The organism is Thermophilibacter sp. ET337 (genome assembly GCF_024733715.1).
Lineage (GTDB): Bacteria > Actinomycetota > Coriobacteriia > Coriobacteriales > Atopobiaceae > Thermophilibacter.
On record NZ_JANRHO010000010.1, the window covers coordinates 23,196 to 48,672 of the forward strand.

Sequence of the window (25,477 nt, forward strand, 5' to 3'; positions counted from 1 at the left end):
CTTGGCCCGGGTTTTTTGCGAAGGCGTTGCGCCGCGCCACAACCAACGCCCGAACTGCTATGCTATTCCACGACCTTTAAGACGGTACGAGAGACCGAAAAGGCGTCCACAACCTCATCGCAGCTGCCTTATTCGGAGTCTCCGCCAGCCGGCGGTCGCTCCGTTTTTTGTGGCTGTGGGCAGGGCCCCTCTGGGCGCGCGACGAAAGGGCGGTGTTGCTGTGAACCTACTGGTGGACAACGGCAGGCATCCGAGGGCGCTTCTCGCGCTCGAGAACGGGATGCACTTCTTCGGGCGCTCCGCGGGCGCCGAGGGAGAGGCCTTCGGCGAGATCGTGTTCAACACCTCGATGGTGGGCTACCAGGAGATCATCTCCGACCCGTCCTACGCGGGCCAGATCGTCACGCTCACCTATCCCCAGATCGGCAACTACGGCATCAACGATAAGGACATGCAGGGCGACCCGCTCAACCTGGCCGGCCTCGTGGTGCACGACATGTGCTACACGCCGAGCAACTGGCAGAGCGTCGAGTCCCTGCCCAACTTCCTCGTCCAGCGCGGCGTCGTGGCCATCGAGGACGTCGACACGCGCGCGCTGACCCTGGCCATCCGCGAGGGCGGCGCCATGAAGGCGGCCATCTCCACGACCGACCTCGACCCTGAGAGCCTCATCGCTCGCGTCAAGGCGGCCCCGGCCATCGCCGAGCACAACTACGTCGCGGACGTCTCCACGCGCGAGCCCTTCACGGTTCCCGGCCAGGACTCCGACGGCCAGCGCCGCCTGCACGTCGTCGCCTACGACTGCGGCGAGAAGAGGGGCATCGCCAAGCGCCTCTCCGCCGCCGGCTGCGAGGTCACCGTCGTGCCGTGGGACACGCCCGCCGAGAAGGTCCTCGAGATGAACCCCGACGGCGTGTTCTTCTCCAACGGCCCCGGCGACCCGGTCTCCGTGCCTCCCGTGGTCGACGCCGTGCGCGCGTGCCTGGGCAAGCTCCCCGTCTTTGGCATCTGCCTCGGCAACCAGGTCGTCTCCATGGCCGCCGGCGCCACCATCGAGAAGCTTCCGTATGGTCACCACGGCGGCAACGAGCCCGTGATGAACCTGCTCACCGGCAAGGTTGAGATCACCGCCCAGAACCACAACTACGGACCGGTCTTCTCGACCTTCGGGCCGCTCGTGCCGGAGCTCTCCGACGGCGTGAGCGAGCACCCGGCCGACGAGGACCTGCGCTTCTGGTCCCGCCGCCACGTGGCGCCCGTCGTCCAGACCGAGAAGTACGGGCGCGTGCGCCTCACGCACGTCAACCTCAACGACGGCACGCCCGAGGGCATCCAGTTCCTCGACATCCCGGCCTTCTCCATGCAGTACCACCCTGAGGCCAAGCCCGGCCCCAACGACTCCACCTACGCCTTCTCGGCGTTTGCCAAGCTCATGCGCGGCGAGGACGACTACCTCGCCATCGACGTCCGCGAGGGGAGGCGCTTCTAGATGCCCAAGCGCACCGACATCAAGAAGATCCTGATCATCGGCTCCGGCCCCATCGTCATCGGCCAGGCCTGCGAGTTCGACTACTCCGGCACCCAGGCCTGCAAGGCCCTGCGCTCGGAGGGCTACGAGGTCGTGCTCGTCAACTCCAACCCGGCCACCATCATGACCGACCCGGAGACCGCCGACCGCACCTACATCGAGCCCATCACCGTCGAGTCCGTGACCAAGGTCATCGAGAAGGAGCGCCCGGACGCGCTGCTGCCCAACATGGGCGGCCAGACGGGCCTCAACTGCGCCGTCGCCCTCGGCAAGGCGGGCATCCTCGAGAAGTACGGCGTCGAGGTCATCGGCTGCGACGTGAACTCCATCGAGACCGGCGAGGACCGCGAGCTCTTTGCCAACGCCATGCGCGACATCGGCCTCGAGGTCGCCAAGTCCGGCATCGCGCACACCGTCGAGGAGTGCGAGAAGATCGCCGAGGAGCTCGGCTACCCGGTGGTCCTGCGCCCGGCCTTCACCTTGGGCGGCGCCGGCGGCGGCATGGCCTACGACCACGATGACCTCGTGCGCATTGCCGAGCAGGGCCTCGCGCTCTCGCCCGAGAGCGAGGTCCTCGTGGAGCAGTCCGTCGAGGGCTGGAAGGAGATCGAGATGGAGGTGATGCGCGACTCCGCGGGCAACGGCGTCGTCATCTGCTCCATCGAGAACCTCGACCCGATGGGCGTCCACACCGGCGACTCCATCACCGTGGCGCCCTGCCAGACCTTGAACGACTTCGAGCTCCAGCGCCTGCGCGACTACTCCATCGCCATCCTCGAGCGCGTCGGCGTCGCCTGCGGCGGCTCCAACGTGCAGTTTGCCGTGAACCCCGATGACGGCCGCGTCATCGTCATCGAGATGAACCCGCGCGTCTCGCGCTCCTCGGCGCTCGCCTCCAAGGCCACGGGCTTCCCGATCGCCAAGATGGCGGCGCTGCTCTCCGTGGGCTACACTCTCGATGAGATCGAGAACGACATCACGCGCGAGACGCCTGCCTGCTTCGAGCCCTCGATCGACTACTGCGTTGTCAAGGTCCCGCGCTTTGCCTTCGAGAAGTTCAAGGGCACCGACGACACGCTCACCACGCGCATGAAGGCCGTCGGCGAGGTCATGTCCATCGGCGCCACCTTCGAGGAGGCCATGCAGAAGGCCATGCGCTCGCTCGAGCAGGGCCACGCCGGCCTCGGCGCGGACGGCAGCGTCGACTTCTCCGGCCTCTCCAAGGCCGAGTTCGAGCAGCGCGTGAGCACGCCCACGCCCGACCGCATCCTCTACGTGGCCGAGGCGCTGCGCCGCGGCTGGACCGTCGAGCGCGTCTTCGACCTCACCAAGATCGACCACTGGTTCCTCAACCGCATCAAGGACATCGTCTCCGCCGAGAAGGTCATCTCCGAGCTTGGCATCGCGGGCCTCGACGCCGACCACATGATGGCTGCCAAGCAGCTGGGCTTCTCCGATGCCCAGATCGCGCACCTCACCGGCCAGCGCGAGGACACCGTGCGCGCCGTGCGCGAGGTCCTCGGCGTGCGTCCGTGCATCAAGACCGTCGACACCTGCGCCGGCGAGTTCGCGGCCCGCACGAGCTACCACTACCTCACCTACGAGAAGGGCGGCGTGACCGAGTTCCACGAGGCGGAGATGCCGCGCGTGGTCATCCTCTCCGCCGGCCCCAACCGCATCGGCCAGGGCATCGAGTTCGACTACTGCTGCGTGCACGCGGCCTACGCGCTCGCGGCCAAGGGCTTCGAGACCGTCATGGTCAACTGCAACCCGGAGACCGTCTCCACGGACTACGACACCTCCGATCGCCTCTACTTCGAGCCGCTCACCTTCGAGGACGTCATGAACGTGATCGAGGTCGAGAAGCCCGTGGGCGTGATCGTCACCCTCGGCGGCCAGACCCCGATCAACCTCGCCAAGCGGCTCAAGGCGGCCGGCGTGCCGATCATGGGCACCCAGCCCGAGGCCATCGACCTCGCCGAGGACCGCGACCGCTTCGCGAGCCTGCTCGACCGCCTCGAGATCGCCTACCCGCCCTCGAGCACGGCCGAGACCGTCGACGAGGCCAAGGCCGTGGCGCGCCGCGTGGGCTACCCGCTGCTCGTCCGCCCGAGCTACGTCCTGGGCGGCCGCGGCATGGGCATCGTCTACGATGACGACGACCTCGTGAGCTACATGGAGGAGGCCACCAAGGTCTCCCCGGACCACCCCGTCTACCTCGACGCGTTCCTCGAGGACGCCATCGAGCTCGACGTCGACGCCCTCTGCGACACCGAGCAGTGCTACGTGGGCGCGGTCCTCGAGCACATCGAGGAGTGCGGCATCCACTCCGGCGACTCCGCCTGCTGCTTCCCTCCCTTCTCGCTCTCCGACAAGATCGTGGCCAAGGTCCGCGAGACCACGCGTCGCCTGGCGCTCTCCTGCCACATCCAGGGCCTCCTCAACGTGCAGTATGCCGTCCGCGACGAGCAGGTCTTCGTGATCGAGCTCAACCCGCGTGCGTCGCGCACCGTGCCCTTCTCGTCCAAGGCCACCGGCGTGCCGCTGGCCAAGTGCGCCGCGCGCATCATGAGCGGCGAGAAGATCTGTGACCTCGGCCTTCCGGAGGAGGGTCGCGACCTTGGCTTCTATGCGGTCAAGGAGGCCGTCATGCCGTGGAGCCGCTTCCCGGGCGCCGACGTCACGCTCGGGCCGGAGATGAAGTCCACCGGCGAGGTCATGGGTCTCGACGTCACCTTCCCCAAGGCGTACGCCAAGACGCGCGAGGCCATCGAGTACGACGTGCCGCAGTCCGGTAGCGTCTTCATCTCGGTCTGCGACCGTGACAAGCGCTCCGTGGCACCGGTGGCGCTGTCGCTGCGCAACCTCGGCTACGACCTGCTTGCCACGCGCGGCACCGCCAAGACGCTGCGCGCCGCGGGCATCCCGTGCGAGGTCGTGAAGACCATCTCCGAGGGCTCGCCCAACGTCCTCGACCTCATGGCCGACGGCAAGATCTCCTTCCTCATCAACACGCCCAAGGGCCACAGCTCCCGCGGTGACGGAACCAAGATGAGGAGCGAGGCCGTGAGCCGCGGCATCGACATGGCCACGACCATGTCCGGCGCGGTGGCGCTGGTCCAGGCCATCGCGGCGCTGCGCGAGGGGCCGCTCTCCGTCAACGCCCTCCAGGACCTGTAAATTGGGGACAGTCCCCAATTAGCACACATTTTTGATGTGACAGGGCCGTCGGGTTTTTCGCCCGGCGGCCCCTCTTTTGTGTCCTACTGCCTCGCCGCCTATAATTAACGTACTTTGAAACTGAGGCGGGAAATCGCCAACTGGGATAACGTGAATTTTCAGGAAACCAAAGTACGTTAATTATCTGCCTCCGAAGGAGACCCCATGAGTATGCCCCTCGCCCCAGGTTCGATTGTCGACACGCACACCCACACGTACTTCTCGGATGGCGTGGGGACCTTCGAGGAGAACGCTTGCGCCGCGGTGGCGGCGGGCTGTTCCGTGCTGGTCTCGACCGATCATCTCACGCTGCCTGCGGAGATGGACCCTGCGGGGGAGGTCCAGGTGGTGGAGGCCGAGCTCGCCGCCCACCGGGCAGAGTGGGAGGCCGCGCGCGACGCTCACCCCGAGCTGGAGATGATCTACGGTTTCGAGTGTGACTGGTATCCCGGCTGCGAGGAGAACGTCCGTCGCTGGGCCGCTGGCGCGCAGGTGCTTCTGGGCAGCGTGCACTGGTTGGGCGAGCAGGACGACGGCGCGTGGATCGATGACCCCACGGACCAGCACATCTGGCACGAGCTGGGTCCGGACGAGGTCTGGCGCCGCTATGCGCAGACCTGGTGTCGCGCGTGCGAGAGCCCGCTGCCCTTTGGCACCATGGCTCACCCGGATCTAGCCATGAGGTTCGTCAATGCTGGATTCGCCCCCACAATCGACCTCGCTCCGCTCTGGGACGAGATGGTCGGCTGCGCACACGACACCGGCCGGCGCGTGGAGCTCTCCACTGCCGGCTGGCGCAAGGGGGTGGGGGACTACTATCCCGCTCGTGGCCTGCTCGAGCGCTTCTGCCGTGCCGGCGTGCCCATCACGGTTGGGTCGGACGCGCACGTTCCCGGCGACATGTGCGACGGAATCCGCGAGGCCTACGCTCATGCCTGGAACGTGGGCTATCGTGCGATAGAGGTCCCGCGCGCAGACGGCTCCTGGGAGTCCCTGCCGCTACAGTAAGGGTGACCGTGCAAAGGGGGCAGGCATTTTTGCACGGCCCCATTGCACGTGGCTGAACAGCTAGTCTGTGAAGATGGGGTTGGACCACGCGGTGCGGCCGCGCTCGTCCGTGCACTCCAGGCGCAGGTAGGTCTCGTTTCCGGCGAGCGGGAACTCGGCGTGCGTGAGCGGCTCGCCCTCGGGCGCTATTACGGTTGCCCCTGCGTTGACCGGGCCGCCCGCGACAAGGCTGACGCGCTCACAGGGGCTGCAGTCCACCCAGACGCGGCCGTCGCGCACGCCCCAGTTGATGATGTCGGGCCCGGAACTCGAGTAGAAGGTCCCCGCCAGGAGCGACCTCACCAGGGCGTCTCTCGTGAGTGCGGGCGCGCTCGCGACCACCCACCCGCCAAAGGAGTCGTCGAAGATCCCCTCGTTGTGGTTGTCGTCCGAGGCAAAGCCCCATACGCGCTTGCCGCGTCGCAGCATGAGGTCCCAGTAGGTGGTGTCGTACCCCGTGCCTGACTCGTTGACGGTGTCGTAGTTGAAGATCTCGAGCGCGAAGTACCCCTCGGCGCCGCAGAACTCGTCGGGCTCCACGCGGCTCCAGATGGGGTGGTTGTAGGTCACGATGCAGCCGCGCTCCTCAAGTGCGCAGGCGAGCTGCGTCGCGACTGCCTCCCCGTCCCAGGAGCCGTGGAAGCGCAGGGGCTCCAGCCGCTCCATGTGCGAGAAGCGCTTCTTTGCGGAGGCGACCATCTCGCTCGTGCCGAGGATACCGTGCATGTGATGGCACTTGAGCCGCAGCGCCTCGGACTCGTCCGCGTACAGGTACGCCGAGGCCTCGAGCCCGGGGAGAATCACGAATCCCTCGTCGTCGAACTGCCCCGAGAGGTCCGTGTAGAGGTCGTGCTCGGAGAGGCAGAGGAAGTCGTAGCCGCGTGCTCGGAAGGCTGCGACGGACTCCGCCGGCGTGAGGTGGCCGTCGGAGTTGGTAGTGTGGCTGTGGAGGTTCCCCTTGAAGCGGGGGAGGTCCTCCGGAAGGCACGTCTGGTCATGGAAGGGCATGTCGTCTCCAATCGTGCGTGCCCGACCCGCACGGGGAGGGCGCGGGCCGGGCGTGGGAGGAAGGGGCTCGAGGCCTCTGCCGCTACGCGGCAGGGCGGGCGCTCGCGGCGTCGACCGGGATGACGAGGCAGTCGCGCTCCGGGAGGGAGAGGTAGACCTTGTTCCCGCGGTCGAACATGTGGAAGCTACGGAAGAGAACGTCAACGAAGACGGTGGTCCCGCCCTCGAGCCTCACGGTGTAGCGCAGGACGTTGCCGCGCGGTGTGGAGTCAACCACGGTGCCGTCGACGAGGTGGGCGTCCTTCTCGTCCGGCCTCTCGCGGCTGATGCCGATGGTCTCCGGCCTGATGGCCACCACGTTGCCCGCCGGCACCGTAACGCCCGTGAGCGCGGTGAAGTCGCTCGCGGAGAGCTGGTTGTAGCTTCCGATGAAGCTCGCGGCGAACTCGGAAACGGGGCTGGTGTAGACCTCGACGGGGCTACCAGCCTGCTCGATGCGACCGGAGTGGAAGAGCTGGATGACGTCGGACATCACCATGGCCTCGTCCTGGTCGTGCGTGACGAAGATCGTGGTGAGGCCGAGCTCCTGGTGGATCTCGCGGATGCGGGACTGCAGGGCCTTGCGGAGCTTGGCGTCGATGGCGGAGAGCGGCTCGTCGAGCAGCAGCACGGAGGGCTCGGTCACGATGGAGCGGGCGAGGGCAGCGCGCTGCTGCTGGCCACCGGAGAGGTTGGCGGGGTAGGCCTTCTCCTTGCCGGAGAGCTCGACCATGGCGATGGCGTCAGCGACCTTCTTCTCAATCGTGGCGGGGTCGACCTTCTTCATCTTGAGGCCAAAGGCGACGTTCTGCTCGACGGTCATGTTGGGGAAGAGGCTGTACTGCTGGAAGACCATGCCGATGTTGCGCTTGCTGGCGGGCACGTTGGTGACGTCGCGGCCGTCGAGGACGATCTTGCCCTCGGTGACGGTCTCGAGTCCGGAGAGGCAGCGCAGCAGCGTGGACTTGCCGCAGCCGGAGGGGCCGAGCAGGGTCACGAGGTCTCCCTGCTGGATGCCAAAGCTGATGTGGTCGAGGACGGTGTTGTCGCCAAAGCGCTTGACGACGTCCTTGAATTCGATGTAAGCCATCTGGGCTTCTCCTTACTGCTTCTGGGAAGTGTGCTGGAGCTTGAGGACCACTGCGGTCACCGCTGCCACCACCAGGAAGATGATGACGACGATGGCGCTGGAGAGTCCGCTCGAGCGGGCCATGTTGGCCTGCAGGAACACCTGGATGTTCTGGTAGTTGGTGCCGGCGATGTTGTTGGCGAGGACAAAGTCGCCAAAGACGATGCTCTCGGCAAGAAGGCTAGAGACCAGGATGCCCGACACGATGTTGGGGAGCACTACCTGCACGTAGGCGCGGAAGCGGCCGCAGCCGAGCATCTCGGCGGCCTGGATGAGCATGTTGGCGTCGATGGCGTTGAGCGCGTTGCGGATGCCCTGGTAGATGTAGGGAAGCACGAGGATCGTGTAGGCGCCAAAGAGCATGAACATGCGGTTGGAGAGGATCGTGCCGGTGCCGGTGTAGAGCGAGATGATGCCGATGGAGAGGATGACGCCCTGCAGCGCGTACGGGATCATGCAGACGAACTGCATGAAGCGGCCCAGCCTGCGGTTGACGGCCACCACGACGTACATGGCCAGGAGGAGAAGGACGATGGTGATGGCCACGCTCACCAGGCACAGGACGAGCGTGCGCCCGATGGAGAACCAGAACGTCGAGTTGGTGAAGAGCTCGGCGTAGTTGCGCAGCGTGAAGCCGGAGGGAAGCACATCGGTCCACTCGACAAAGAGGGAGTAGATAAGCGTGGTGAGAAACGGAATCAGCAGGTACAGGCCAACGATGCCCAGGAAGATCTTGGCGGCCAGCGGCGTCTTCTTGCCGGGGGCGGTAGCCTTGACGGCCTTGGTCTTGGAACTCATATGATCTCACGCCCCTTTGACGCGCGCTTGGTGAAGTAGTTGTTGACGAGCGTGCAGACGACCATCAGGATGATGAGCACCACGGCGAGCGCGCCGCCGGTGGCCGCGTCGATCTGCACGTCGCCCTTGAACTTGGACGTTATCTGCAGCGGGAGCAGCGCGTAGTTGTTCATGACGATGGCGTACGCCGTCGCGTACGCCGCGAGGGCGTTGGAGAAGAGCACCGAGAGCGTGCCCAGGATCGACGGCATAAGGTTGGGAATCACGATCCTGAACCAGTAGTCCAGCGGCGTGGCCTGGAGGATGATCGCCGCCTCGCGCCAGGACTTCTTGATGCCGTTGAACGCCGGCAGGAGCAGCAGCGTGGCGAGCGGGATCTGGAAGTAGATGTAGAGGACGAGCAGGCCCTCGCCGGTGTAGAGGTCAAAGTCGGCGAGGAAGGGGATGTTCCACTGCTGCCCCAGGATGGTGAGCACGCCGGAGTTGCCCATGAGGATCATGAACGCAAAGGCCAGCGGCACGCCCGAGAAGTTGGACATCATGTTGAGGATCATCGTGAAGGCGTTGCGAACGCGCTCGCTCGACTCGTAGGCAAAGCGCGCGGCGAGGAAGGACGCCACGATGCCCACGACGGCCGAGACGAGGCTGATCCAGACGCTGTTGATGATGGACTGCTGGTAGAGCGGGGTGGTGAAGACCTTGACGAAGTTCTCCAGGCCAAAGGCGCCGGACTCCTTGCCAATGAGGCTGTCGAGCACGAGCTGCGCGAGCGGCAGCAGCTCGTAGCCAACGATCACGAGCAGGAAGGGAAGAAAGGCGACGTAGCCGACCCAGCGGCGGGTCTTCTGCGGACGCCTGCTCGCCTCTGCCGCGCTCCCGGTAACCCGGGCGGCGGGGACGGCGGCGTCTGCGGAGAGCGTCGCGGAAGTCTGCGAGATCTCTGCCATGGTACCTCCTTTGATGTTCTGTGCGTTGTCGGGTCGTGGGCGCCCGTTCTTCTCGGCAGGTCTTCTCCTTGGCGAGAAGAACGGCGCGCCCCAAGAAGAGGGCGACCCGAAGGCCGCCCGGTTGCGCCGAAGACGGCGGCTGGCGTGAGTTTGCGCGACTAGCCCAGGATGGGGATGATGTTCTCCTGGTACCAGGTCACGAGCTCGTTGGTGACGTCGGTCCACTTCTCGTAGTCGATGGACTGGACCTGGTCGCCGTACTGCTCGTCCGGCAGGCGCAGCGCCTTGACGTCCTCCGGGAGCTCGACGGAGCTGCGGATGGGCGTGGCGTAGCCGCGGGCGAGGTTGATCTGGCCCTCGTCGGAGAGGATGTACTCGCGGGCGAGGCAGGCGGCGGCGGGGTGCGGCGCGTTGACGTTGATGATGGTGGCGTAGCCGGACTGCACGGAGCCGTCGGTGGGGATGCTCACCGTGAACTTGGCGTCGGGGTTGTTCTCGACGATCTGCGCGCGGTAGTTGAGGGAGTTGTAGTCCCAGTTGAGGCCCACGGCCACCTCGCCGGACTCTAGGCGGGCGACGGAGACGTCGGAGACGTCCAGGCGGCCGGCCTCCGCGATCTTGGTGATGAAGTCGTAGGCGGGCTGCATGTTGTCAAGGCCGCCGCCCAGGGCCACGGCGATGGCGAGCACGGCGTGCTGCGCGGCCGCTGCGGCCGTGATGTCGCCGATGGAGACCTTGTAGTCACCCTCGGCGAGCTCGGCGAGCGTCGTGGGCGGGTTGGGCACCTGGTCGTCGTTGGAGATGATCGACATGGTGCCGTAGTAGCCCACGACCCAGTCGCCGTCGTCGTCCTTGGCCCAGTCGGGAATCTCGTCCCAGTAGCTGGTCTTGTACTTGAGGGTCACGCCCTCGGCCTCGGCCGTGGGGCCCCACTGCTGGCCCACGTCGCCGATGTCCTTGGTGCCGTCAGTGCCCTCCTGCTTGAACATGGCGATCTCCTCGGCGGAGGACATGTCCTGGTCGGCCTGCGTGATGCCGTACTTCTCCTCGATGTCGTCCCAGGTGCCGACCCAGTTGGCCCAGGTGTCCGGCATGCCCACGGAGTTGATCTGACCCTCCTGCTGGGCCTGCGTGATGATGTCGTCCAGCGACATGGAGTTGTAGTCCACGGCCTCGGCCGCGGGGGCGGCGCTGTCCTCGCAGCCGGTGAGGCCCAGGCCCGCCGCGCAGGCGAAGCCGGCCATGCCGAGCATGCCGAGGAAGGAGCGGCGAGAGACGCCGCACGCGCTGATGTTGTTCACAAGAGCTCCCTTCGATTCCCTTTCCCATGTGCCGGCGACTTCGTGCCGCCGGCCAAGCCGTGAGTTACGTTAGAGTCCACTTGCGGTGGAATCTTTCGCGTTTGGGGAGTCCTTGCGCAGCGCTGACCGTCTCTTACGGGCGCCTGACGCGCCCGGGCCGGCTTCTTACGCAGGCTTGCCGAACGCTTAAATGATTCAAAGGGGACAGTCCCCTTTTGAATCATTCTGGGAGTCCATGCCGCTATGATACGAAGGGACGGTCACTTCATCACTTTGGAGAATCATGGCGCGGGTGCTGGTCATAGAGGACGACGCGGCGATCAACGACGTGGTGGCGACGCGGCTCGCGCGCGACGGCCACGTGGTGACGCAGGCGTTCTCCGGCTCCGAGGCGCGCCTGCTGCTGGGTGACGCGGGCGAGAAGAACGCGGCATACGACATCGTCATCTGCGACCTCATGCTGCCGGGCGCAACTGGCGAGGAGCTCGTCGGACTGATTCGGGTGTGTGACGAGGCGACCCCCGTGATCGTGATTTCGGCTCGTACCACGGCAGCTGACAAGATCGACCTGCTGCGCCTGGGTGCCGATGACTATCTCACCAAGCCCTTCGACCTCGATGAGCTCGCGGTGCGTGTGGAGGTACAGCTGCGCCATCGCGGGACGGAGGCCCCTGCGGGCGATGTTCTCCGGCATCAGCGCTGGACGCTTGACCCCGAGGCGCGCACGCTCGCGGTCGCCCCCGGCGAGGATGGCGAGAAGGGCGGGGAGGTCGCGCTCACCAAGATCGAGTTCAACATCCTCGAGGCGCTCGTGCGCCGGCCCAACCGCGTCTTCTCCAAGGCGGAGCTCTTCGAGCTCGCGTGGGGCGAGCCGTTTGCCGGCGACGACTCCACGGTCGCCGTGCACGTCTCCAACATCCGAGCCAAGCTGCGCGCAACCGGCACGGACGAGTACGTCAAGACCGTCTGGGGCATGGGCTTCAAGCTCGCGTGAGCCTGCTCTCGCCTCACCCTCAAGCTTTCTTTAGATTTGGCTCACGGTTTCTAAAGGTCTGCCTGCCAGACTGGGAGGCAGCCTCTAGAAAGGAGCTCGCGTGAACGTCATCGAGACGCATGGCCTCACCAAGCGCTATCGGCGCAAGCTGGCCGTTGACAACCTGGACATGACCGTCGCCTCCGGCGACATCTACGGCTTCGTGGGCAAGAACGGCTCCGGCAAGTCGACCACGATGAAGATGGTCGCGGGTCTCGCGCGTCCCACGGCGGGCGAGGTCGTCCTCTTCGGCGACCCGGGGCGCGGCGGCGCCACGCCGCAGGGCTTCTCGCGCATCGGCGCCCTCATCGAGAGCCCCGGCGTGCTCGCCAGCCTCACCGCGCGCGACAACCTCGTCGCCAAGGCGCTCGCGCTCGGCATGACGCACGCTGGCGACGTTGCGGACGACCTGCTCGCCCTCGTGGGCCTGGACCCGACGGACCGCCGCCGCGTGAAGTCCTACTCGCTCGGCATGAAGCAGCGCCTGGGACTCGCGCTCGCGCTCGTCGGCTGTCCCGACCTCCTGCTCCTTGACGAGCCCTTCAACGGACTCGACCCCGAGGCCACGCGCGCCATGCGCCTCGCGCTCGTGCGCCTTAACCACGAGCACGGCGTCACGATCATGATCTCGAGCCACGTGCTCGACCAGCTCGACCGCGTGGCCACGCGCTTCGGCGTCATCGCGGACGGACATCTCACGGCAGAGTTCACGGACGAGGAGCTCCACGAGCGCTGCGGAAGCTCGGTGCGCGTGCGCTTGGCGGCGCCGGAGCGCGGCCTGGCCCTGCTCGAGCAGGCACTGCCGGCTGCGGCCTTCCGCGCGGAGCCGGACGGCGCGCTCGTGGTGACCGGCGCTTCGCTCGATGAGGTCAGCTCCGCGTGCTTCTCGGCCGGCGTCGAGGTCCGCGAGCTCGCCCAGCAGGAGCGCGACATCGAGGAGTACTTCGTCGAGCTCATGGGCGGCGCAGACGGCGAGAAGGACGGTGGCGCCCGATGATCGCCCTGCTCCGCTCGGACGCCTATCGCGTCCTTCATTCCCGTTGGATCTGGGCCACCGCCGGCATCGTTGCGTTTCTCCTGCTTGCGCCGGCCCTCGTGATGCGCTGGGCCAGCATGGGGCCCGTCTCCTACGACGACCTCACCGGCTCGGCGCTCCCCATGACGGGCGTCCAGATCCTCGCTGCGGCCATGGCGTCCATCGTATGCGGCGACCGGACTGACATCGGGTTCGCCCGCTCGGTCCTCTCGTCCCTCGGCGAGCGCGCCCGCATGGTCTGGTTTGCCGAGAAGTGCGTCTTCTCGCTGGCGCTCTCCGCGGTTCTTATTGCGTTTACGTTCGTGATGGGTCTTCTCGGCCTGCTGGTCTCCGGGGTTCCGGTGGCAAGTCCCGAGCCCGCGTGGCAGGTTGCGGCCTGGCTCGGCTGCACGTGGCTCTGCGCCGCGCCCTACGTCGCGCTCACGGTGCTCGTGGCCCACCTCACGCGCAGCGAGGGCGTGACAACGGTGTTCGCGGTGCTCGGTGCCGGGGGCCTGCTTGAGGGTGGCCTGCTCATCGGGATCGACTTCCTGTACGCGCTTCTCGGCGGCGAGTTCCTCACGGTGACGGCCGCCGTGGGCCCGTGGCTGCCCGCGGAGATCGCGTCTGCGGTGGGAGCGGGCGCGCAGACGATGCTCTCTGCAGAGAACGCCGTACAGCTTGCGCCCGCCCTGCGCGCGCTTGTCGTGTGCCTGCCGGTCGCCGTGGCCGCCATCGCAGCCGACGCGCTGCTCGTCTCGAGGAGGGATGCCGCATGATGGCGCTGCTTCGCTCGGATCTTTACCGTATGGCGCGGTCCCGATGGCCATGGGCCGTGCTCGCGCTCGTCGCGCTGGTGACGCTGGGGTCGGCCATCCTCACAATCTGGTGGCCGCTCGAGCCCGGCGTCGTCTACGACGGCCTGACCGGTCGCGCCGGCGCGTTGCGCCTCGCCGGTCGCGGCGCGAGCATCACGCTCGTCCAGATGGTCGCCGTGTTCATGGCCGCCCATCTCTCGTGCGCGGACTCCGACGCCGGCTTTGATCGCACGCTCCTCTCGTCCCTGCGCGTCCGCGTCGCCTACTTTACCGAGAAGTATCTGCTCGTGGTCATCGTCACGGGCGTCATCCTGCTTGCCTACCTTGCGTTCAGCGGCGTCGGCGTCATCGTGACCATGCGCCCCGTGGAAAACGTCGAGCCGCTCTGGCAGGTCGTGGCGTGGGCGGGGGAGGGCTGGCTTGTGGCGTGCGCCTATGCTCTCGTCGTGCTGCTCGTGGGGCAGCTCACGCGCGTCAAGGCGATTGCCGTGATAGTCTCGTTCCTGCTGCTCTCGGGTGCCGTGGAACAGGGGTTCTTTAGCTTCCTCCTGCTTGTGAGCGACGCGTTCGGCCTAGGGTGGGGCCCTGCGCTCGAGGCCGCCATCGCCTGGATGCCCTACGTCACCACGGCTGCAGTCGGCAACGGCGCCGCGGACATGCTCGCCGTCGACGTCACGGGGTTCGCGCCCGCCGTTCGTGCGCTCATCGTCTGCGCGCCTCTCTGTGCGGCGTGCGGCGCGCTCGGAACCCTCGTGGGCTCGAGGCGCGACGTCGCATGATGTCCAGCGCGTTCCTCGAGCCGCTCTACCGCTGGCTTCGGTCGGTCGCGGAGTGGTTGCTCGCAAGCTCTACCATGGGGTCGTGGGTCGGTGTCGTCGAGAGGTTTCGGATGGTCGAGGGAATCGTGGTCGCGGCGCTGCTGCTCGTGGGCCTGGGGCTCGGGGCGTTCTTCGTCTGTGTGTGCTATGCGACCGAGCTCGGGCGCCAGGCTCGCTTCCTGGCGCGCCGCGAGCGCCTGAGCAACGCGCGGCTCACCTGCGGCAGCCGTCTGCCGGGCATGGTCGCTATGGTCGACGCCGTGAACGCCGAGATCGACGCGTCTGACGCCGAGCGCGTGGAGGCGCTGCTTGCTGCCGACGAGTTCTCGCGCGGGCTCTCCGCGCTCAGCCACGACGTGCGCACGCCGCTCACCGGCGCACGGGGCTACCTGCAGCTTGCGCGCGAAGAGACGGATTCGGCGCGCAAGGACGAGCAGCTCGCGGCTGCGGACGCGCGTCTGGCTGCAATGTCCGGGCTTTTGGACGAGCTCTTCTCGTACGCCCGTGCGGCGGACCCGGATACCCCGCTTGAGCTGGGCCCGGTTGCGCTGAGACCGGTGCTGGAGCAGGTGCTTCTCGGCCATTACCCGGAGTTCGAGGCGCGCGGCTGGGAGCCGGAGCTCGACTGCGGGGATGTCGTCGTGACAGCAGATAGGGAGGCGCTTGCTCGCATCGTCGAGAACCTCGTGGTGAACGCGCTGCGGCACGGCTCGGGTCCGCTTGCGGTGCGCGTTCGACCAGCGGGCGAGAAGGACGGCGAGAAGAACGGCGTGGTCGTGGAGTTCTCCAACCCCGTCGCCGACCCCTCGGCCATCGACGTCGACCGCCTCTTTGAGCGCTTCTACCAGGCCGACGCCTCTCGCTCGACGGCGGGCTCGGGCCTTGGCCTCTCCGTAGCCGCCAAGCTCGCCGAGGCCCAGGGCATGACCCTCACCGCCCGCCTCTCCGCCTCCACCCTCACCTGCACGTTGGGGACAGTCCCCAATTAACAGAGGGGCGCCTGACCTGACGCCCTTTCGAGGGTATGTACACCCAGCTCTTAGGGTATGTACACTTCCTCGAGCGCGCGTTCTTCTCGGCAACTCTCTGACCTGCAGGTTTGCTGCCCGCACTCGATGGCGGGGCGTACATACCCTCAAAGGGAGGTGTACATACCCTCGGACGGCAACGGCGACGATGCCAGTATCTCACGTCGGCCCTAGGGAAGCTCTCCCACATAGAGCGCAACGGCAACCAGGGCAAAGGCCACGATCGCGACCAGCCAGACCTTCCAGTAGGGGATGAACCAGCGAAACAGGAAGTCATGTGGAACCTCCTCCGCCGGGTTGCGCCCCTCGAGAAACGCCGTCGCAGCGACGGCGCCCGCAAGGTCGTGCTCGCGCATGAACGCGCGGAGGCGAGGGACGGCGCGGAGCGCGAGGATGGCCTCGCAGACGATTATGACCAGAAACATGAGGTCGCGCAGCGGCTCGATCGTCGGGTTCGTGTTTCGCAGAGGCGAGAGCAGGTAGCGCACGAAGACGAGGACGATGCAGACGACGAGCAGCGTTGCGCGGTGGGCGAGCAGTCGCAGGAGCTCGTGGCGCTCGTTGGCGGTCGACCGCACGGCCCGCGCGCCCTTCTCGCCTATGATTGCGTCGACCGTCGTCCCAAAGACCTGGCTGAGAAGGACGAGGCTCTGCACGTCCGCCAGCGTGCGCCCAGCCTCCCAGTTTCCGACCGTCTGCCGCGAGACGTAGACGCGCCGCGCGAGCTCGGCCTGGGAGAGCCCCGCGGCCTCGCGAAACTCGCGGATGCGCGCGCCGATGATTCGCTGCGCGGTCGCCTGGTCGGTTGCCCTCTCGGTGGTCTGCTCGTCCATGGTGCCTCCCTTGAGGCAAGTGTACCCGCCCGTTCGCCCAGGGGTGCCCGAGCAGCGGCGAGAGGCATGGCAAAGGGTTTTGCTATGGCCGCGAGCTGGGATGATGCTCTTCTCGGCAATTCTTTCGCGCGGCCGGCCGCGGCAGCGGGCTATAGTGTTCCCAGACCGAAAGGAGTGCCCATGCTTCCCTTTGCTCTTGGACTCCCCGTGCTCGTGCTGCCTGTGGCTGCCGCGACCGTCAGGCCTGGCGCCCGCACGCTGGGGCTGGTTGCGACGGGCTACTTCTTCCTTGCGCTGTGTCTTACGTCGGTGCTGTGGGGCAACACGGTCGTCGACGATTCGTCGATTTTGGACACGGTCAACGGCTGGTTCTTTGGCGCTGCATTCCTCATGGTCTGGGCGACGCTCTTCTCGGCCGTGGCCGTGGTGCGCTATTGTCGTCGGTCCTCTGATTGACGCGCGCCTCGGTAGGGTACAAGGAGCTCGACGGCGACCTACGTGGGGAAGCCCAGGCAGCGTCGTCTTTGGGTTCGGGGCCGCTAGCGCAAGCGTTTGCGGCCCCTCGCCGTCTTACGTCATTGACTACAGTTCCCGCCGCCAGCGGGCACCGCGGTCGGTGCGCTCGTAGGGCTCAAAGCCGGCGGCCGAGAAGCACCTCTGGGACGCGACGTTCCAGTCGTAGATCTCGCCAACGAGGACCTCGCGCCAGCCGAGGCTGCGCGCACGCTCGCAGAGCGCCTCGATCACGCGCCGCACGGCGTGGCGCGACCGCAGGTCCTTCTCGCCGATGACGATGGGGAGGTCGCCCGGGCAGAGCGTGACGTCGCCGACCGCGCGCCAGCCGGAGTCCGCGCCTTCGTCGCGCACCTCGATGAACCAGAGCTCGCCGCGCTCCGAGAGCCAGTCGTACATCCGCGCGAGTCGCTCCGGCGTGTAGGGCTCGGGCTTCCCGTCGACCATCCAGAGCGTCTCGGGGTCCTGGTACCACGACAGCGCCTCGGCTGGCGGCGCGTCCAGTCGAACGAGCCGCAGGTCATGATCTATGTCAAGCACGCTCGGCGTCATCGTGCCTCTCCTGCATCCGCCTCTCAAGCCGTCGAATCTCCTCGGTTGCCTCCTCGACCTTTTCCTCGATGTCCGGAACGTCGCAGGGAGGGTCGGGGACGCCCGTGAACCAGAGCGACGTCCCACCGAACTCATTGAACTTGAGGTATGGCCTGCGCGGGATGTCCATGACGCCTCCTTAGTTATCCGAGGGGATTATCGCGCATTTTGCCGACTAAGATTGGATGCTCTGGGGCCCGTACGTTGTTGAACGTTGGCGATGACGTCCCAAGTCGTGAGTCCTTTGCAACTGAGGGCAACTCCATGGCTATCCTTCGTTATCGGCGGAATAACCACGAGATTCTGTTGACTTCTTCGACGACTAGTTTGCCGATAGCGGAAATGGAGCCGTGAGACTCACCCTAGGATTCGTTTGGGCTGTCACGTTTCGCGTGCGGGCGTGTGTGATAGGCGACGGGATGGCGGCCGCATCCCAGAGACGAAGAGACGGACATGAGAGGAGGCTGGCCGATGCAGATCCCCCGCAATGCACCCGACCGCGACCCCGAGCGGCTCGTGCGCGACTACGCTGACCTCGTCCTGCGTGTGTGCTACACCTACCTGCGCTCGACGGCCGACGCCGAGGACGTCTGCCAGGACACGCTCGTGAAGCTCATCTGCCGCGAGGAGCCGTTTCGCGACCTCGGCCACGAGCGCGCCTGGGTCATACGCGTGGCGATAAACGCCTGCAGGAACCTGCTGCGCGACCGCGGCGCGCATACCGTGGTACCCCTCGCAGACGTGGCGGAGCCCGCTGCAGCACAATCGCCCGGCGAGGACGCGCTCCGGAGGCGCGACGAGCGCGTGCTCGGCGCCGTGATGGCGCTCCCGCTGCCGCAGCGCGAGGCGGTCTACCTGCACTACTACGAGGGCTACCCAACGCGCGAGGTCGCGCGGATCGTGGGCGCCACGGACGCCGCCGTGCGCCAGCGCCTGAGCCGCGCCCGCGCGAGCCTCAGAGACGACCTGAAGGGAGACTACGATGACTTCCCCGCTTGATAGCTACACCGCCTCGATGGGCGACCTGCACTTTTCCGATGAGGCAAAGGCGCGCATGACCGAGGGCCTGCGCGCGGCCGCGGATGCAAAGAGTGCCGAGAAGAACGCTCGGTCTGAGGCACCTGCCGAGGTCCTGACCATGCCCGCGCGCCCTCCCAAGCGCCGCACCCGCCGCTGGGCGCGCGTCGCCGCCGGGCTCGCGCTGGCACTCGCGCTGGGCGGGGGCGGCACCGTCGCCGTGGCAGCGGGCGTGCTGCCCAACCCGGCCGACGTGCTCTCGGACGTCTTCGGCGGCGCGCCGGCCCAGACCGAGCTCCTGAACGAGGTGGGCCGGCCGATCGGTGCGAGCGCGACCTCGAACGGCGTCACCGTGACGGCCGAGGCCGTGGCAGGCGACCGGTTCAACTACGCCGTGGCCTACTCGATTGAGTTCGAGGATCCCGCCGCGCTCGAGGGGATCGAGTTCCACGAGGGCGGCACGCTGACGTACGTGGGGGACGCGTTCCTGCGTGTGGACGGCGCGATGAGCGGCGGCGGTCTCGTCCGGCTCTACGATGCCGACCCCGGTGACAACACGCTGCAGCTCGTGCAGGTCATGGGGATACATACGTGGAACGACGCGGGCATTGTGGGCCGCACAGCGCGCTTCTCGATGAGCAAGCTCGAGATCTTCACCGATGAGGGGGAGTTCAAGACGCTGGCGGCCGGTGACTGGAACCTCAAGTTTGAGATGAACTACGTGGACACGACCGTCGACCTGCCAGCGAGCCAGACAACAACGTGGCAGGGCTCGGACGTTACGATCGACTCCGTGGCGGTATCCTCCCTCGGCGTCACGGTGGACTACACGATCAACCGGCAGACGCGCGACCTCGCGCTTCCCGGCGAGGTGAGCGAAGAGGCCCTGGCCGAGCAGGCTGCTGTGACGGGCCTCCCCGTGGTCGTGACCTTTGCAGACGGGACGACGTTCGACGCCACGGACGCCAACGGCTCTTCGGCGAAGCACAGTGACGGCACGACAACCGTCTCCAAGGCGACGACCTACGACCGCATCGTGGCCGCGGGCGACGTCGTCAGCGTGACCGTGGGCGACGTGGAGATTCCCGTGAACACCGCATAGAGCTGCGACAACCGTGCGCTGCGGGAGGGGCGAGCCGTCCGAGCGGCCCGCCCTTCCTTGTCGTCTATCCGGGGCGCGTGCGGTCAAGCGCCACCCTTGTGCCGAAGGACCAGTTCGGTCTCCTCCATGGACCCCTCGTCGAAGGTGACCCCGGTCCTCTCGAACCCCATGTGCTCGTAGAAGCCGAGTGCGGCGGCGTTCGAGGAGAATGCGCTCAGCACGACGTCTCGCTCGCCGATGCGCGCGAGGGCCGACTCAAGGAGTGCGCGGCCGACGCCTCGGCCCTGGAACTCCCGGAGGACATAGAGGTTGCCGACCTCGGCCGCGCCGTCGACGCTGAAGTGCGAGCGGCAGCTATTCGACCATGCGATATAGCCGACGACCCTTCCATCGACCTTCGCCACGAGCGTGCGCAGGCTGGTGAGCCGGCGAGTGACTTCCTCGGCAAATCGCGGCGTGATTGTGTCGTTGAGCTCGTCCGGAAGCAGTCCCCGGTATGTCTCCTGCCACGTCTGCGCATGGACTGCCGCCTTCTCCGGGATGTCCTCGGGGGCGAGGGGAAGTATCTGAGCCATGGGAGTCCCTTCGACGCGTCAATCATAGTGAAAGATAGGCGTTCGATAACGCTTTCCGCTGGAAGGTCGCTGTGCGGCCGACACATATGAGTGTCGGCATATTTGATGCTTTGGAGCGAGAAGTGCCGGGTCCTTCTCGGCGTTTGCCGAGAAGTGTGATCTTGGATGCCCTGACGAGCCGACACTTATAAGTGCCGGCAGGTAGCCTTTTTGTCGCTCGCCTCCGCTGGCCGAGTAAGGCTTGTCAGTGTCGGAGCTGCATTGTAGGGTGGTAACGTACTGCACCGGGCGAAAGGTCGACATGCTCTAGGTCCTTCTCGACATATCAGTTCCGCCTGATGGGAGAAGACCATGAAGTCGACCATGTCCGCCGCCGCGCGCGACTACGTCCGCGCATTCTATCGCGACAACCGCCTCAACCTTGCCGCCGCCCTCGCGCTCACAGTGCTCGACGTGCCCGCCGCGCTCGTGGGGTCGTGGCTGCTCGGCCGAATCATCGACGTCATCGGCACCGGCGACGCCTCCGAGCTCGCGCGCCTGGCCATGTTCTGCGGCGCCTTTCTGCTGGCATCGCTCGCCGTGAGCCTTGGGATGTATCGCGCCAAGTGCGCGTTCATCTATCGCGCGCTCGCGCAGTACAAGTCGCTCGCGTTCGAGCGCCTCTCCGAGAAGGGCGTGCGCGCCTTCGCCCGGGAGAACACGGGCAGCTACCTCTCGCTGCTCACCAACGACGTGGCCTCCATCGAAGAGGGCTACCTCAAGCGCGGCTTCCTCATCGTCTACCATGCGCTTCTGCTCGCGGGGTCGCTCGCGATGATGCTCGCGTTCTCGGTGCCGCTCACGGTGGTGGCCGTGGCGCTCAGTGCGGTGCCGCTCGCGGTGTCCGTGGTCATGGGGCGCGAGATGGGGGAGCGCGAGCAGGCGGTCTCGGCCGGCAACGAGCGCTTCGTCTCCCGGCTGCGCGACCTGCTCGCGGGCTTCTCCGTGGTCAAGGCCTTCCGCGCGGAGGCCGAGGCACGCCGGCTCTTCGACGCAGCCAATGCCGAGGTCGAGGGCCTCAAGCGCCGACGCTACTGGTGGGAGTGCCTGATCGGCGCGGTGAGCGAGAACCTCTGCGGGTCGCTCCTGCAGTTCGGCGTCTTCCTCGCGGGCGCGTGGCTCGCCGTGACGGGCGAGGTCACGGCCGGCACGGTGCTCGTCTTCGTGAACCTGTGCAACTACCTCATCATGCCCATCAACATGCTGCCTCAGTTCCTCGCGAGCCGCCGGGCCGCCGCGGGCCTCATCGAGAAGCTCGCGGAGGCGGCCGAGAGGAACGAGGCGCGCCGGGGCGAGAAGGTCGGGCACGGTCTTGCGGGCGGCGTTGTGCTGGATGGCGTGGGCTTTGCCTACGACGGCGGGGAGCCCGTGCTCTCTGGTGTGAGCCTCACGCTGCGCCCCGGAGGCCGCTACGCGCTCGTGGGCGCCTCCGGCAGCGGCAAGTCGACGCTGCTCAACCTCCTCATGGGCGGGGAGGACGGCTATACGGGCAGCATCCGCGTGGGCTGCCACGAGCTGCGCTGCATTGACGCCGGGAGCCTCTGCGACCTCATGGGCCTCATCGACCAGCAGGTCTTCCTCTTTGACGATACGCTGCGAAACAACGTGACGATGTTCCGCGACTTCCCCGAGGAGGCCGTTCTGGACGCGTGCCGCCGCGCCGGTCTGGGAGGGCTCGTCGCCGAGAAGGGCCTGGGGTACGAATGCGGCGAGGGCGGCGCCAACCTCTCGGGCGGCGAGCGGCAGCGCGTCTCCATCGCGCGTGCGCTCCTGCGAAAGACGCCGGTCCTTCTCGTCGATGAGGCGACGTCGGCGCTGGACGCGAGGACTGCCTCCGAGGTGGCGGGCGAGATCCTGGACCTCGAGGGGCCGACGCGCCTGGTGGTGACGCACCGGCTGGAGCCGGCGCTGCTCGCGCGCTACGACGAGATCTTCGTCCTGCGCGAGGGACGTGTGGTCGAGCGCGGCACGTACGCCGAGCTCACGTCCGCGGGCGGCTACTTCGCCGGCCTCTGTGCCGTGGCCGCGTGACCTGAGCTGGAACGAAGGCCCCCGTTGCCCCCTGGAAAAGAAGGGGGTAACGGGGGTCTGCTGGGCATAATGGTCCTCGGGAGGCCGATTGCTACATGATTTGGCATGTAGTGATGAAAAGGGACTGTCCCTTTTCATCACTCGGCAACGGCCTCGGCCCAGCTCTCGGCCGTGATGGTCACGGACTCGTCAGGGAGCGTGACGGGCGCGACCTCCACGCTCTTCTCGGCGTCGATGACCGCGACCTCTACGTGCCAGTCCGTGGTTCCGTCGAGCGCCTGCAGGGTGGCGCACATCCCGGGGACGGCCATGAATGCCTGGCCCACGAGCAGCGGCTTGTCGAGAAGCGCGGGCGAGGCCGTGATGGTGACGGACGCGTTGTCGTCGGCGACCTCCACGGCGTCCACGTCCTCCGACTCCAGCAGCGAGGCCACGCTCTCGTCGAGGCTCTGCTCAACGTCCGAGCGGTAGTCCGCAAGCTGCTTGCCGGTGAACGTGAGCACAAGGTCCTCGCCTTCCGCGCACGCCTCGAGCGCGAGCTCCGGCGACTCCGCAAAGTCCGCGACCAGCTCCTCGGCCGTCTGAGAGAAGAACCTCAGCATGGAAGCGGGGAGGCGCACCTCGTGTGCGTCGCCGAGCGCCTCGTAGAAGCTGACGGTGGGCTCCCAGCTGTTGACCAGGATTGGGAAGGAGCTCTCCTCGGCCGGAATCCCGATCCACTTGAGGATCACGTCGTCGCCCACCTCGGGGAGACCGGACGAGCCCCACTCGGAGAAGTCCGCCGTGCCCTCTGCGCCCGCCGGGTGCGTGCCCCACGTGAGCGTGAGGCCATCCGGTCGCTCGAGGATGCGCACCTCGGCGGTCTGGCTCTCCTCGTCCACCGAGAGGACGAGCGCCCGCTCGTTGTGACTGATGGGACCGTTCTCTCCGCCAACCGTGAGCTCGTTGTCCGAGCAGCCGGGTAGCACGGCCAGGTAGATCGCGCACAGCAGGGCGAGAAGGAACTCACGTCGCTTCATGGCGCCTCCCTCGGTAGGGTTACCCCACTCTACCAGAAGGCTGCCGCGTCCCTCGCCACGCCCGGGACGTGCTATCCTAGACGCGGCCTTTCCGTCGATCAGAAGGAGGCAGCGATGAGGCGGACGAACGAGGAGACCCTCCGCTAGGGAGGCCCGTTCCCAGCGTGACCCGATGACGCCCGCGTAGGCGGGCGGACCTTGTCGTGCCGCCGGCCTCCCCGAGGGATCCGACCGCAGGTGATGAAAAGGGACTGTCACTTTTCATCAGTCGCCCTCGCGTGAAAGGCAAATCAACTTGATTCCCCTCTACTACGCCTACGTGGCGTTCTCAAACCTATCCATGGTCTCCACGGTCATGGGCCTCTACCTCGAGCACGTCGGGTTCTCGCTCGCGGGCATCGGGGTGCTTTTCGGGGCGCTCCAGCTGGGCAAGACCCTGCTCGAGGTGCCCACGGGCTTCGTCGCGGACCGCTTTGGGAGCCGCGCGAGCCTGATTGCGGCGGTGGCGCTCGAGATGGCAGGCTACCTGCTCATGCTCGTGACGCGCGGTCTCCCGGCGATGCTCGGCGTCATGGCGATTCTCGCGGCGGCCTACACGCTCACCACGGGCTGCGCGACGGCGATCGTCGCCGACCACCTCATCGCCCGCGGCCGCGAGGGCGAGCTCACCCGCGTGAGCGCCGTCTCGCGCGTCGTCTTCTACTGCTGCTACGGGCTCTCGGCGCTCGCGGCCGGCCTGCTCGCTGAGGTGGGCTACAGGCTCGTCTTCGCGCTCTCCATCGCGTCGCTCGCGGGCGCACTCATCTGCGTGCTCCTCATGCGCGACGATCGGGCGAGCGAGAGGGGCGGCGCGCCCGCGGCCCCGGTCCGGCCGCTCGACGCCGCGCGCTACGTGGCGGGGTGCCGCCCCGTGCTCTGCTACGTGCTGGTGGAGGGTGCCGTCGCGTGGTCGATGGTGCCCGTGGACGACTTCTACAACAACTACCTCAACGGGTACTTCGGGGTCCCGCTGCCGGCGGTGGGCGCGGTCGTGGCGGCGCAGTTCGCGCTCACGAGTCTCGCGGGGCTGGGCAGCGCCCGCCTCGCGCGGCGCCTGGGGGACGCGCGCGTGGCGCGGCTCGGCCCTCTCGCCGTGGTCGCGCTCTTCCTTGCGTTCTCGCTCTGCTCGGAGCCCCGCGCTGCCGTGGCGCTCTACATGGCCGGGCTTGCGGCGGTTTGCCTCGTGAACCCCGTGCGCACCAAGGTACTCAACGTCGCGCTGGACCCGCGCTACCGCGTGACGGCGCTCTCGTTCGCCTCGATTGCGGTGTCGCTGCTCTCGGCCGTCTCGCAGCCGCTCTTCGGCTGGCTCTCGGACCTTCTGGACATGAGGCTCGCCATGGTGGCGCTGCTCGCGACCTCGTTGGCCCTCCTCGGCGCCGTCAACCTTGCGTTCTCCCGGACCGACCTGCTTCAGAAGGAGGCACGCTCATGAACCTCGAGCTCTATCGTCCCGCCGTGCATGACCTCTGGTTCAAGCGGGACCTCCTGGCCGACGAGGCCACGATGTCCTACAACCGAGCCTGGGGAGGGACCGTCGACTTCCCGGAGGACCTCTGGGGCCGCTGGCACGACGCGTGGGTCGCGCGCGAGGGCGAGGGGCGGCGCTTCTACCGCTACCTGCGCGAGCTAGACGCCGGTGAGTTCGTTGGTGAGGTCGCCTACCGCTGGGACCCGGACTACGACAGCTTCATCACGGACGTGCTCGTCCACGCCCGCTTCCGCGGGCGCGGGTACGGCGCCGCTGGGCTCGAGCTCCTCTGCGACGCGGCCCGCGGACGCGGCGTCGCGACGCTGCGCGACAACGTCGCCTTGGACAACCCGGCTATCGGTCTCTTCCTGCGTCACGGCTTCGTCGAGGAGTGGCGCAGCGATGAGTTCGTCATGCTGAGGCGCGATTTGTAAAAAGCACACCTCGCACGACGCCCGATTTCTTACGGTTTCTCTCTACAAAAATGGGCGTCGTGCGAGGTATGTTGTCGACCGCTCC

Annotated in this window: 24 protein-coding genes; 14 read left to right on the top strand and 10 right to left on the bottom strand. The window is 67.0% G+C overall.

Annotation, left to right across the window (positions count from 1 at the left end; translation table 11 throughout):
• The first annotated feature begins 220 nt into the window (after positions 1-220).
• From carA to NW198_RS08500, 3 genes are all read left to right on the top strand, one after another.
• Positions 221-1,489: a glutamine-hydrolyzing carbamoyl-phosphate synthase small subunit gene (gene carA, locus NW198_RS08490; RefSeq protein ID WP_258340780.1), complete on the top strand. Its 1,269-nt coding sequence runs from the start codon at positions 221-223 to the stop codon at positions 1,487-1,489.
• A complete protein-coding gene (gene carB, locus NW198_RS08495; protein WP_258340781.1) occupies positions 1,490-4,708 on the top strand; it encodes a carbamoyl-phosphate synthase large subunit in 3,219 nt (1,072 codons plus the stop codon). It begins immediately after the preceding gene.
• Between the two features lie 204 nt (positions 4,709-4,912).
• Positions 4,913-5,755, top strand: a complete 843-nt coding sequence (locus NW198_RS08500; RefSeq protein WP_258340783.1) for a PHP domain-containing protein — start codon at positions 4,913-4,915, stop codon at positions 5,753-5,755.
• A 60-nt stretch (positions 5,756-5,815) separates the two neighbouring features.
• On the opposite strand, the gene NW198_RS08505 is transcribed toward NW198_RS08500, so the two are convergent.
• From NW198_RS08505 to NW198_RS08525, 5 genes are all read right to left on the bottom strand, one after another.
• A complete protein-coding gene (locus NW198_RS08505; RefSeq protein ID WP_087316781.1) occupies positions 5,816-6,802 on the bottom strand; it encodes a histidinol-phosphatase in 987 nt (328 codons plus the stop codon).
• An 82-nt stretch (positions 6,803-6,884) separates the two neighbouring features.
• Positions 6,885-7,931: an ABC transporter ATP-binding protein gene (locus NW198_RS08510; RefSeq protein WP_087316779.1), complete on the bottom strand. Its 1,047-nt coding sequence runs from the start codon at positions 7,929-7,931 to the stop codon at positions 6,885-6,887.
• 12 nt (positions 7,932-7,943) lie between these two features.
• Positions 7,944-8,768 (bottom strand): ABC transporter permease, encoded by an 825-nt coding sequence (locus NW198_RS08515; RefSeq protein ID WP_258340785.1) that lies wholly within the window; start codon positions 8,766-8,768, stop codon positions 7,944-7,946.
• A complete protein-coding gene (locus NW198_RS08520; RefSeq protein ID WP_258340786.1) occupies positions 8,765-9,715 on the bottom strand; it encodes an ABC transporter permease subunit in 951 nt (316 codons plus the stop codon). Before NW198_RS08520 ends, NW198_RS08515 begins: the two co-directional genes overlap by 4 nt.
• 158 nt (positions 9,716-9,873) lie before the next feature.
• The gene (locus NW198_RS08525) at positions 9,874-11,016 is read right to left on the bottom strand and encodes an ABC transporter substrate-binding protein (RefSeq protein ID WP_258340787.1); all 1,143 of its coding nucleotides are present in this window, start codon (positions 11,014-11,016) and stop codon (positions 9,874-9,876) included.
• A 283-nt stretch (positions 11,017-11,299) separates the two neighbouring features.
• On the opposite strand from NW198_RS08525, the gene NW198_RS08530 reads away from it, so the two are divergent.
• From NW198_RS08530 to NW198_RS08550, 5 genes are all read left to right on the top strand, one after another.
• A complete protein-coding gene (locus NW198_RS08530) occupies positions 11,300-12,010 on the top strand; it encodes a response regulator transcription factor (RefSeq protein ID WP_258340788.1) in 711 nt (236 codons plus the stop codon).
• 100 nt (positions 12,011-12,110) lie between these two features.
• On the top strand, positions 12,111-13,046 hold the full coding sequence (locus NW198_RS08535) for an ABC transporter ATP-binding protein (protein ID WP_258340789.1): 936 nt from the start codon (positions 12,111-12,113) through the stop codon (positions 13,044-13,046).
• Positions 13,043-13,843 (top strand): hypothetical protein, encoded by an 801-nt coding sequence (locus tag NW198_RS08540; protein WP_258340790.1) that lies wholly within the window; start codon positions 13,043-13,045, stop codon positions 13,841-13,843. The genes NW198_RS08535 and NW198_RS08540 overlap by 4 nt, the downstream gene beginning before the upstream one ends.
• On the top strand, positions 13,840-14,661 hold the full coding sequence (locus NW198_RS08545; protein WP_258340791.1) for a hypothetical protein: 822 nt from the start codon (positions 13,840-13,842) through the stop codon (positions 14,659-14,661). Before NW198_RS08540 ends, NW198_RS08545 begins: the two co-directional genes overlap by 4 nt.
• Positions 14,658-15,689 (top strand): HAMP domain-containing sensor histidine kinase, encoded by a 1,032-nt coding sequence (locus NW198_RS08550; RefSeq protein WP_258340792.1) that lies wholly within the window; start codon positions 14,658-14,660, stop codon positions 15,687-15,689. The genes NW198_RS08545 and NW198_RS08550 overlap by 4 nt, the downstream gene beginning before the upstream one ends.
• Before the next feature lie 209 nt (positions 15,690-15,898).
• Here the strand turns inward: NW198_RS08550 and NW198_RS08555 are convergent, their stop codons facing one another.
• Positions 15,899-16,561, bottom strand: a complete 663-nt coding sequence (locus NW198_RS08555) for a helix-turn-helix transcriptional regulator (RefSeq protein ID WP_258340793.1) — start codon at positions 16,559-16,561, stop codon at positions 15,899-15,901.
• A gap of 180 nt (positions 16,562-16,741) precedes the next feature.
• Here NW198_RS08555 and NW198_RS08560 point away from each other — a divergent pair, with 180 nt between their 5' ends.
• Positions 16,742-17,017 (top strand): hypothetical protein, encoded by a 276-nt coding sequence (locus tag NW198_RS08560; RefSeq protein ID WP_087316760.1) that lies wholly within the window; start codon positions 16,742-16,744, stop codon positions 17,015-17,017.
• A gap of 126 nt (positions 17,018-17,143) precedes the next feature.
• On the opposite strand, the gene NW198_RS08565 is transcribed toward NW198_RS08560, so the two are convergent.
• Together NW198_RS08565 and NW198_RS08570 are read right to left on the bottom strand one after the other, a co-directional pair.
• A complete protein-coding gene (locus NW198_RS08565; protein WP_258340794.1) occupies positions 17,144-17,626 on the bottom strand; it encodes a GNAT family N-acetyltransferase in 483 nt (160 codons plus the stop codon).
• Positions 17,607-17,795: a hypothetical protein gene (locus NW198_RS08570; protein ID WP_258340795.1), complete on the bottom strand. Its 189-nt coding sequence runs from the start codon at positions 17,793-17,795 to the stop codon at positions 17,607-17,609. Before NW198_RS08570 ends, NW198_RS08565 begins: the two co-directional genes overlap by 20 nt.
• A 341-nt stretch (positions 17,796-18,136) precedes the next feature.
• Between NW198_RS08570 and NW198_RS08575 the strand changes: the two genes are divergently transcribed.
• Positions 18,137-18,664, top strand: a complete 528-nt coding sequence (locus tag NW198_RS08575) for an RNA polymerase sigma factor (RefSeq protein ID WP_239386862.1) — start codon at positions 18,137-18,139, stop codon at positions 18,662-18,664.
• On the top strand, positions 18,648-19,784 hold the full coding sequence (locus NW198_RS08580) for a DUF4179 domain-containing protein (RefSeq protein WP_087316754.1): 1,137 nt from the start codon (positions 18,648-18,650) through the stop codon (positions 19,782-19,784). The genes NW198_RS08575 and NW198_RS08580 overlap by 17 nt, the downstream gene beginning before the upstream one ends.
• Before the next feature lie 83 nt (positions 19,785-19,867).
• Here the strand turns inward: NW198_RS08580 and NW198_RS08585 are convergent, their stop codons facing one another.
• Entirely contained in the window at positions 19,868-20,359 is a 492-nt protein-coding gene (locus NW198_RS08585) for a GNAT family N-acetyltransferase (RefSeq protein WP_087316752.1), read from the bottom strand.
• A 351-nt stretch (positions 20,360-20,710) separates the two neighbouring features.
• Between NW198_RS08585 and NW198_RS08590 the strand changes: the two genes are divergently transcribed.
• Positions 20,711-22,429: an ABC transporter ATP-binding protein gene (locus tag NW198_RS08590; protein WP_087316750.1), complete on the top strand. Its 1,719-nt coding sequence runs from the start codon at positions 20,711-20,713 to the stop codon at positions 22,427-22,429.
• A 137-nt stretch (positions 22,430-22,566) separates the two neighbouring features.
• Here the strand turns inward: NW198_RS08590 and NW198_RS08595 are convergent, their stop codons facing one another.
• Positions 22,567-23,448, bottom strand: coding sequence for a hypothetical protein (locus tag NW198_RS08595; RefSeq protein WP_087316748.1), 882 nt, complete (start codon positions 23,446-23,448; stop codon positions 22,567-22,569).
• Between the two features lie 295 nt (positions 23,449-23,743).
• On the opposite strand from NW198_RS08595, the gene NW198_RS08600 reads away from it, so the two are divergent.
• Positions 23,744-24,922 carry an MFS transporter gene (locus NW198_RS08600; protein WP_258340796.1) on the top strand — a complete coding sequence of 393 codons (1,179 nt, stop codon included), beginning with the start codon at positions 23,744-23,746 and terminating at the stop codon, positions 24,920-24,922.
• Positions 24,919-25,392, top strand: a complete 474-nt coding sequence (locus NW198_RS08605; protein WP_258340797.1) for a GNAT family N-acetyltransferase — start codon at positions 24,919-24,921, stop codon at positions 25,390-25,392. The genes NW198_RS08600 and NW198_RS08605 overlap by 4 nt, the downstream gene beginning before the upstream one ends.
• Positions 25,393-25,477 lie beyond the last annotated feature (85 nt).

Bases quoted from the DNA above. Each gene is read 5' to 3' on its own strand.
- NW198_RS08540 (WP_258340790.1), top strand. From the start codon at position 13,043: ATGATCGCCCTGCTCCGCTCGGACGCCTATCGCGTCCTTCATTCCCGT.
- NW198_RS08530 (WP_258340788.1), top strand. From the start codon at position 11,300: ATGGCGCGGGTGCTGGTCATAGAGGACGACGCGGCGATCAACGACGTG.
- NW198_RS08560 (WP_087316760.1), top strand. From the start codon at position 16,742: ATGCTTCCCTTTGCTCTTGGACTCCCCGTGCTCGTGCTGCCTGTGGCT.
- NW198_RS08520 (WP_258340786.1), bottom strand. From the start codon at position 9,715: ATGGCAGAGATCTCGCAGACTTCCGCGACGCTCTCCGCAGACGCCGCC.
- NW198_RS08590 (WP_087316750.1), top strand. From the start codon at position 20,711: ATGAAGTCGACCATGTCCGCCGCCGCGCGCGACTACGTCCGCGCATTC.
- carB (WP_258340781.1), top strand. From the start codon at position 1,490: ATGCCCAAGCGCACCGACATCAAGAAGATCCTGATCATCGGCTCCGGC.
- NW198_RS08585 (WP_087316752.1), bottom strand. From the start codon at position 20,359: ATGGCTCAGATACTTCCCCTCGCCCCCGAGGACATCCCGGAGAAGGCG.
- NW198_RS08550 (WP_258340792.1), top strand. From the start codon at position 14,658: ATGATGTCCAGCGCGTTCCTCGAGCCGCTCTACCGCTGGCTTCGGTCG.
- NW198_RS08500 (WP_258340783.1), top strand. From the start codon at position 4,913: ATGAGTATGCCCCTCGCCCCAGGTTCGATTGTCGACACGCACACCCAC.
- NW198_RS08510 (WP_087316779.1), bottom strand. From the start codon at position 7,931: ATGGCTTACATCGAATTCAAGGACGTCGTCAAGCGCTTTGGCGACAAC.
- NW198_RS08515 (WP_258340785.1), bottom strand. From the start codon at position 8,768: ATGAGTTCCAAGACCAAGGCCGTCAAGGCTACCGCCCCCGGCAAGAAG.
- NW198_RS08565 (WP_258340794.1), bottom strand. From the start codon at position 17,626: ATGACGCCGAGCGTGCTTGACATAGATCATGACCTGCGGCTCGTTCGA.
- NW198_RS08545 (WP_258340791.1), top strand. From the start codon at position 13,840: ATGATGGCGCTGCTTCGCTCGGATCTTTACCGTATGGCGCGGTCCCGA.
- NW198_RS08605 (WP_258340797.1), top strand. From the start codon at position 24,919: ATGAACCTCGAGCTCTATCGTCCCGCCGTGCATGACCTCTGGTTCAAG.
- NW198_RS08505 (WP_087316781.1), bottom strand. From the start codon at position 6,802: ATGCCCTTCCATGACCAGACGTGCCTTCCGGAGGACCTCCCCCGCTTC.
- NW198_RS08575 (WP_239386862.1), top strand. From the start codon at position 18,137: ATGCAGATCCCCCGCAATGCACCCGACCGCGACCCCGAGCGGCTCGTG.
- NW198_RS08570 (WP_258340795.1), bottom strand. From the start codon at position 17,795: ATGGACATCCCGCGCAGGCCATACCTCAAGTTCAATGAGTTCGGTGGG.
- NW198_RS08595 (WP_087316748.1), bottom strand. From the start codon at position 23,448: ATGAAGCGACGTGAGTTCCTTCTCGCCCTGCTGTGCGCGATCTACCTG.
- NW198_RS08555 (WP_258340793.1), bottom strand. From the start codon at position 16,561: ATGGACGAGCAGACCACCGAGAGGGCAACCGACCAGGCGACCGCGCAG.
- NW198_RS08580 (WP_087316754.1), top strand. From the start codon at position 18,648: ATGACTTCCCCGCTTGATAGCTACACCGCCTCGATGGGCGACCTGCAC.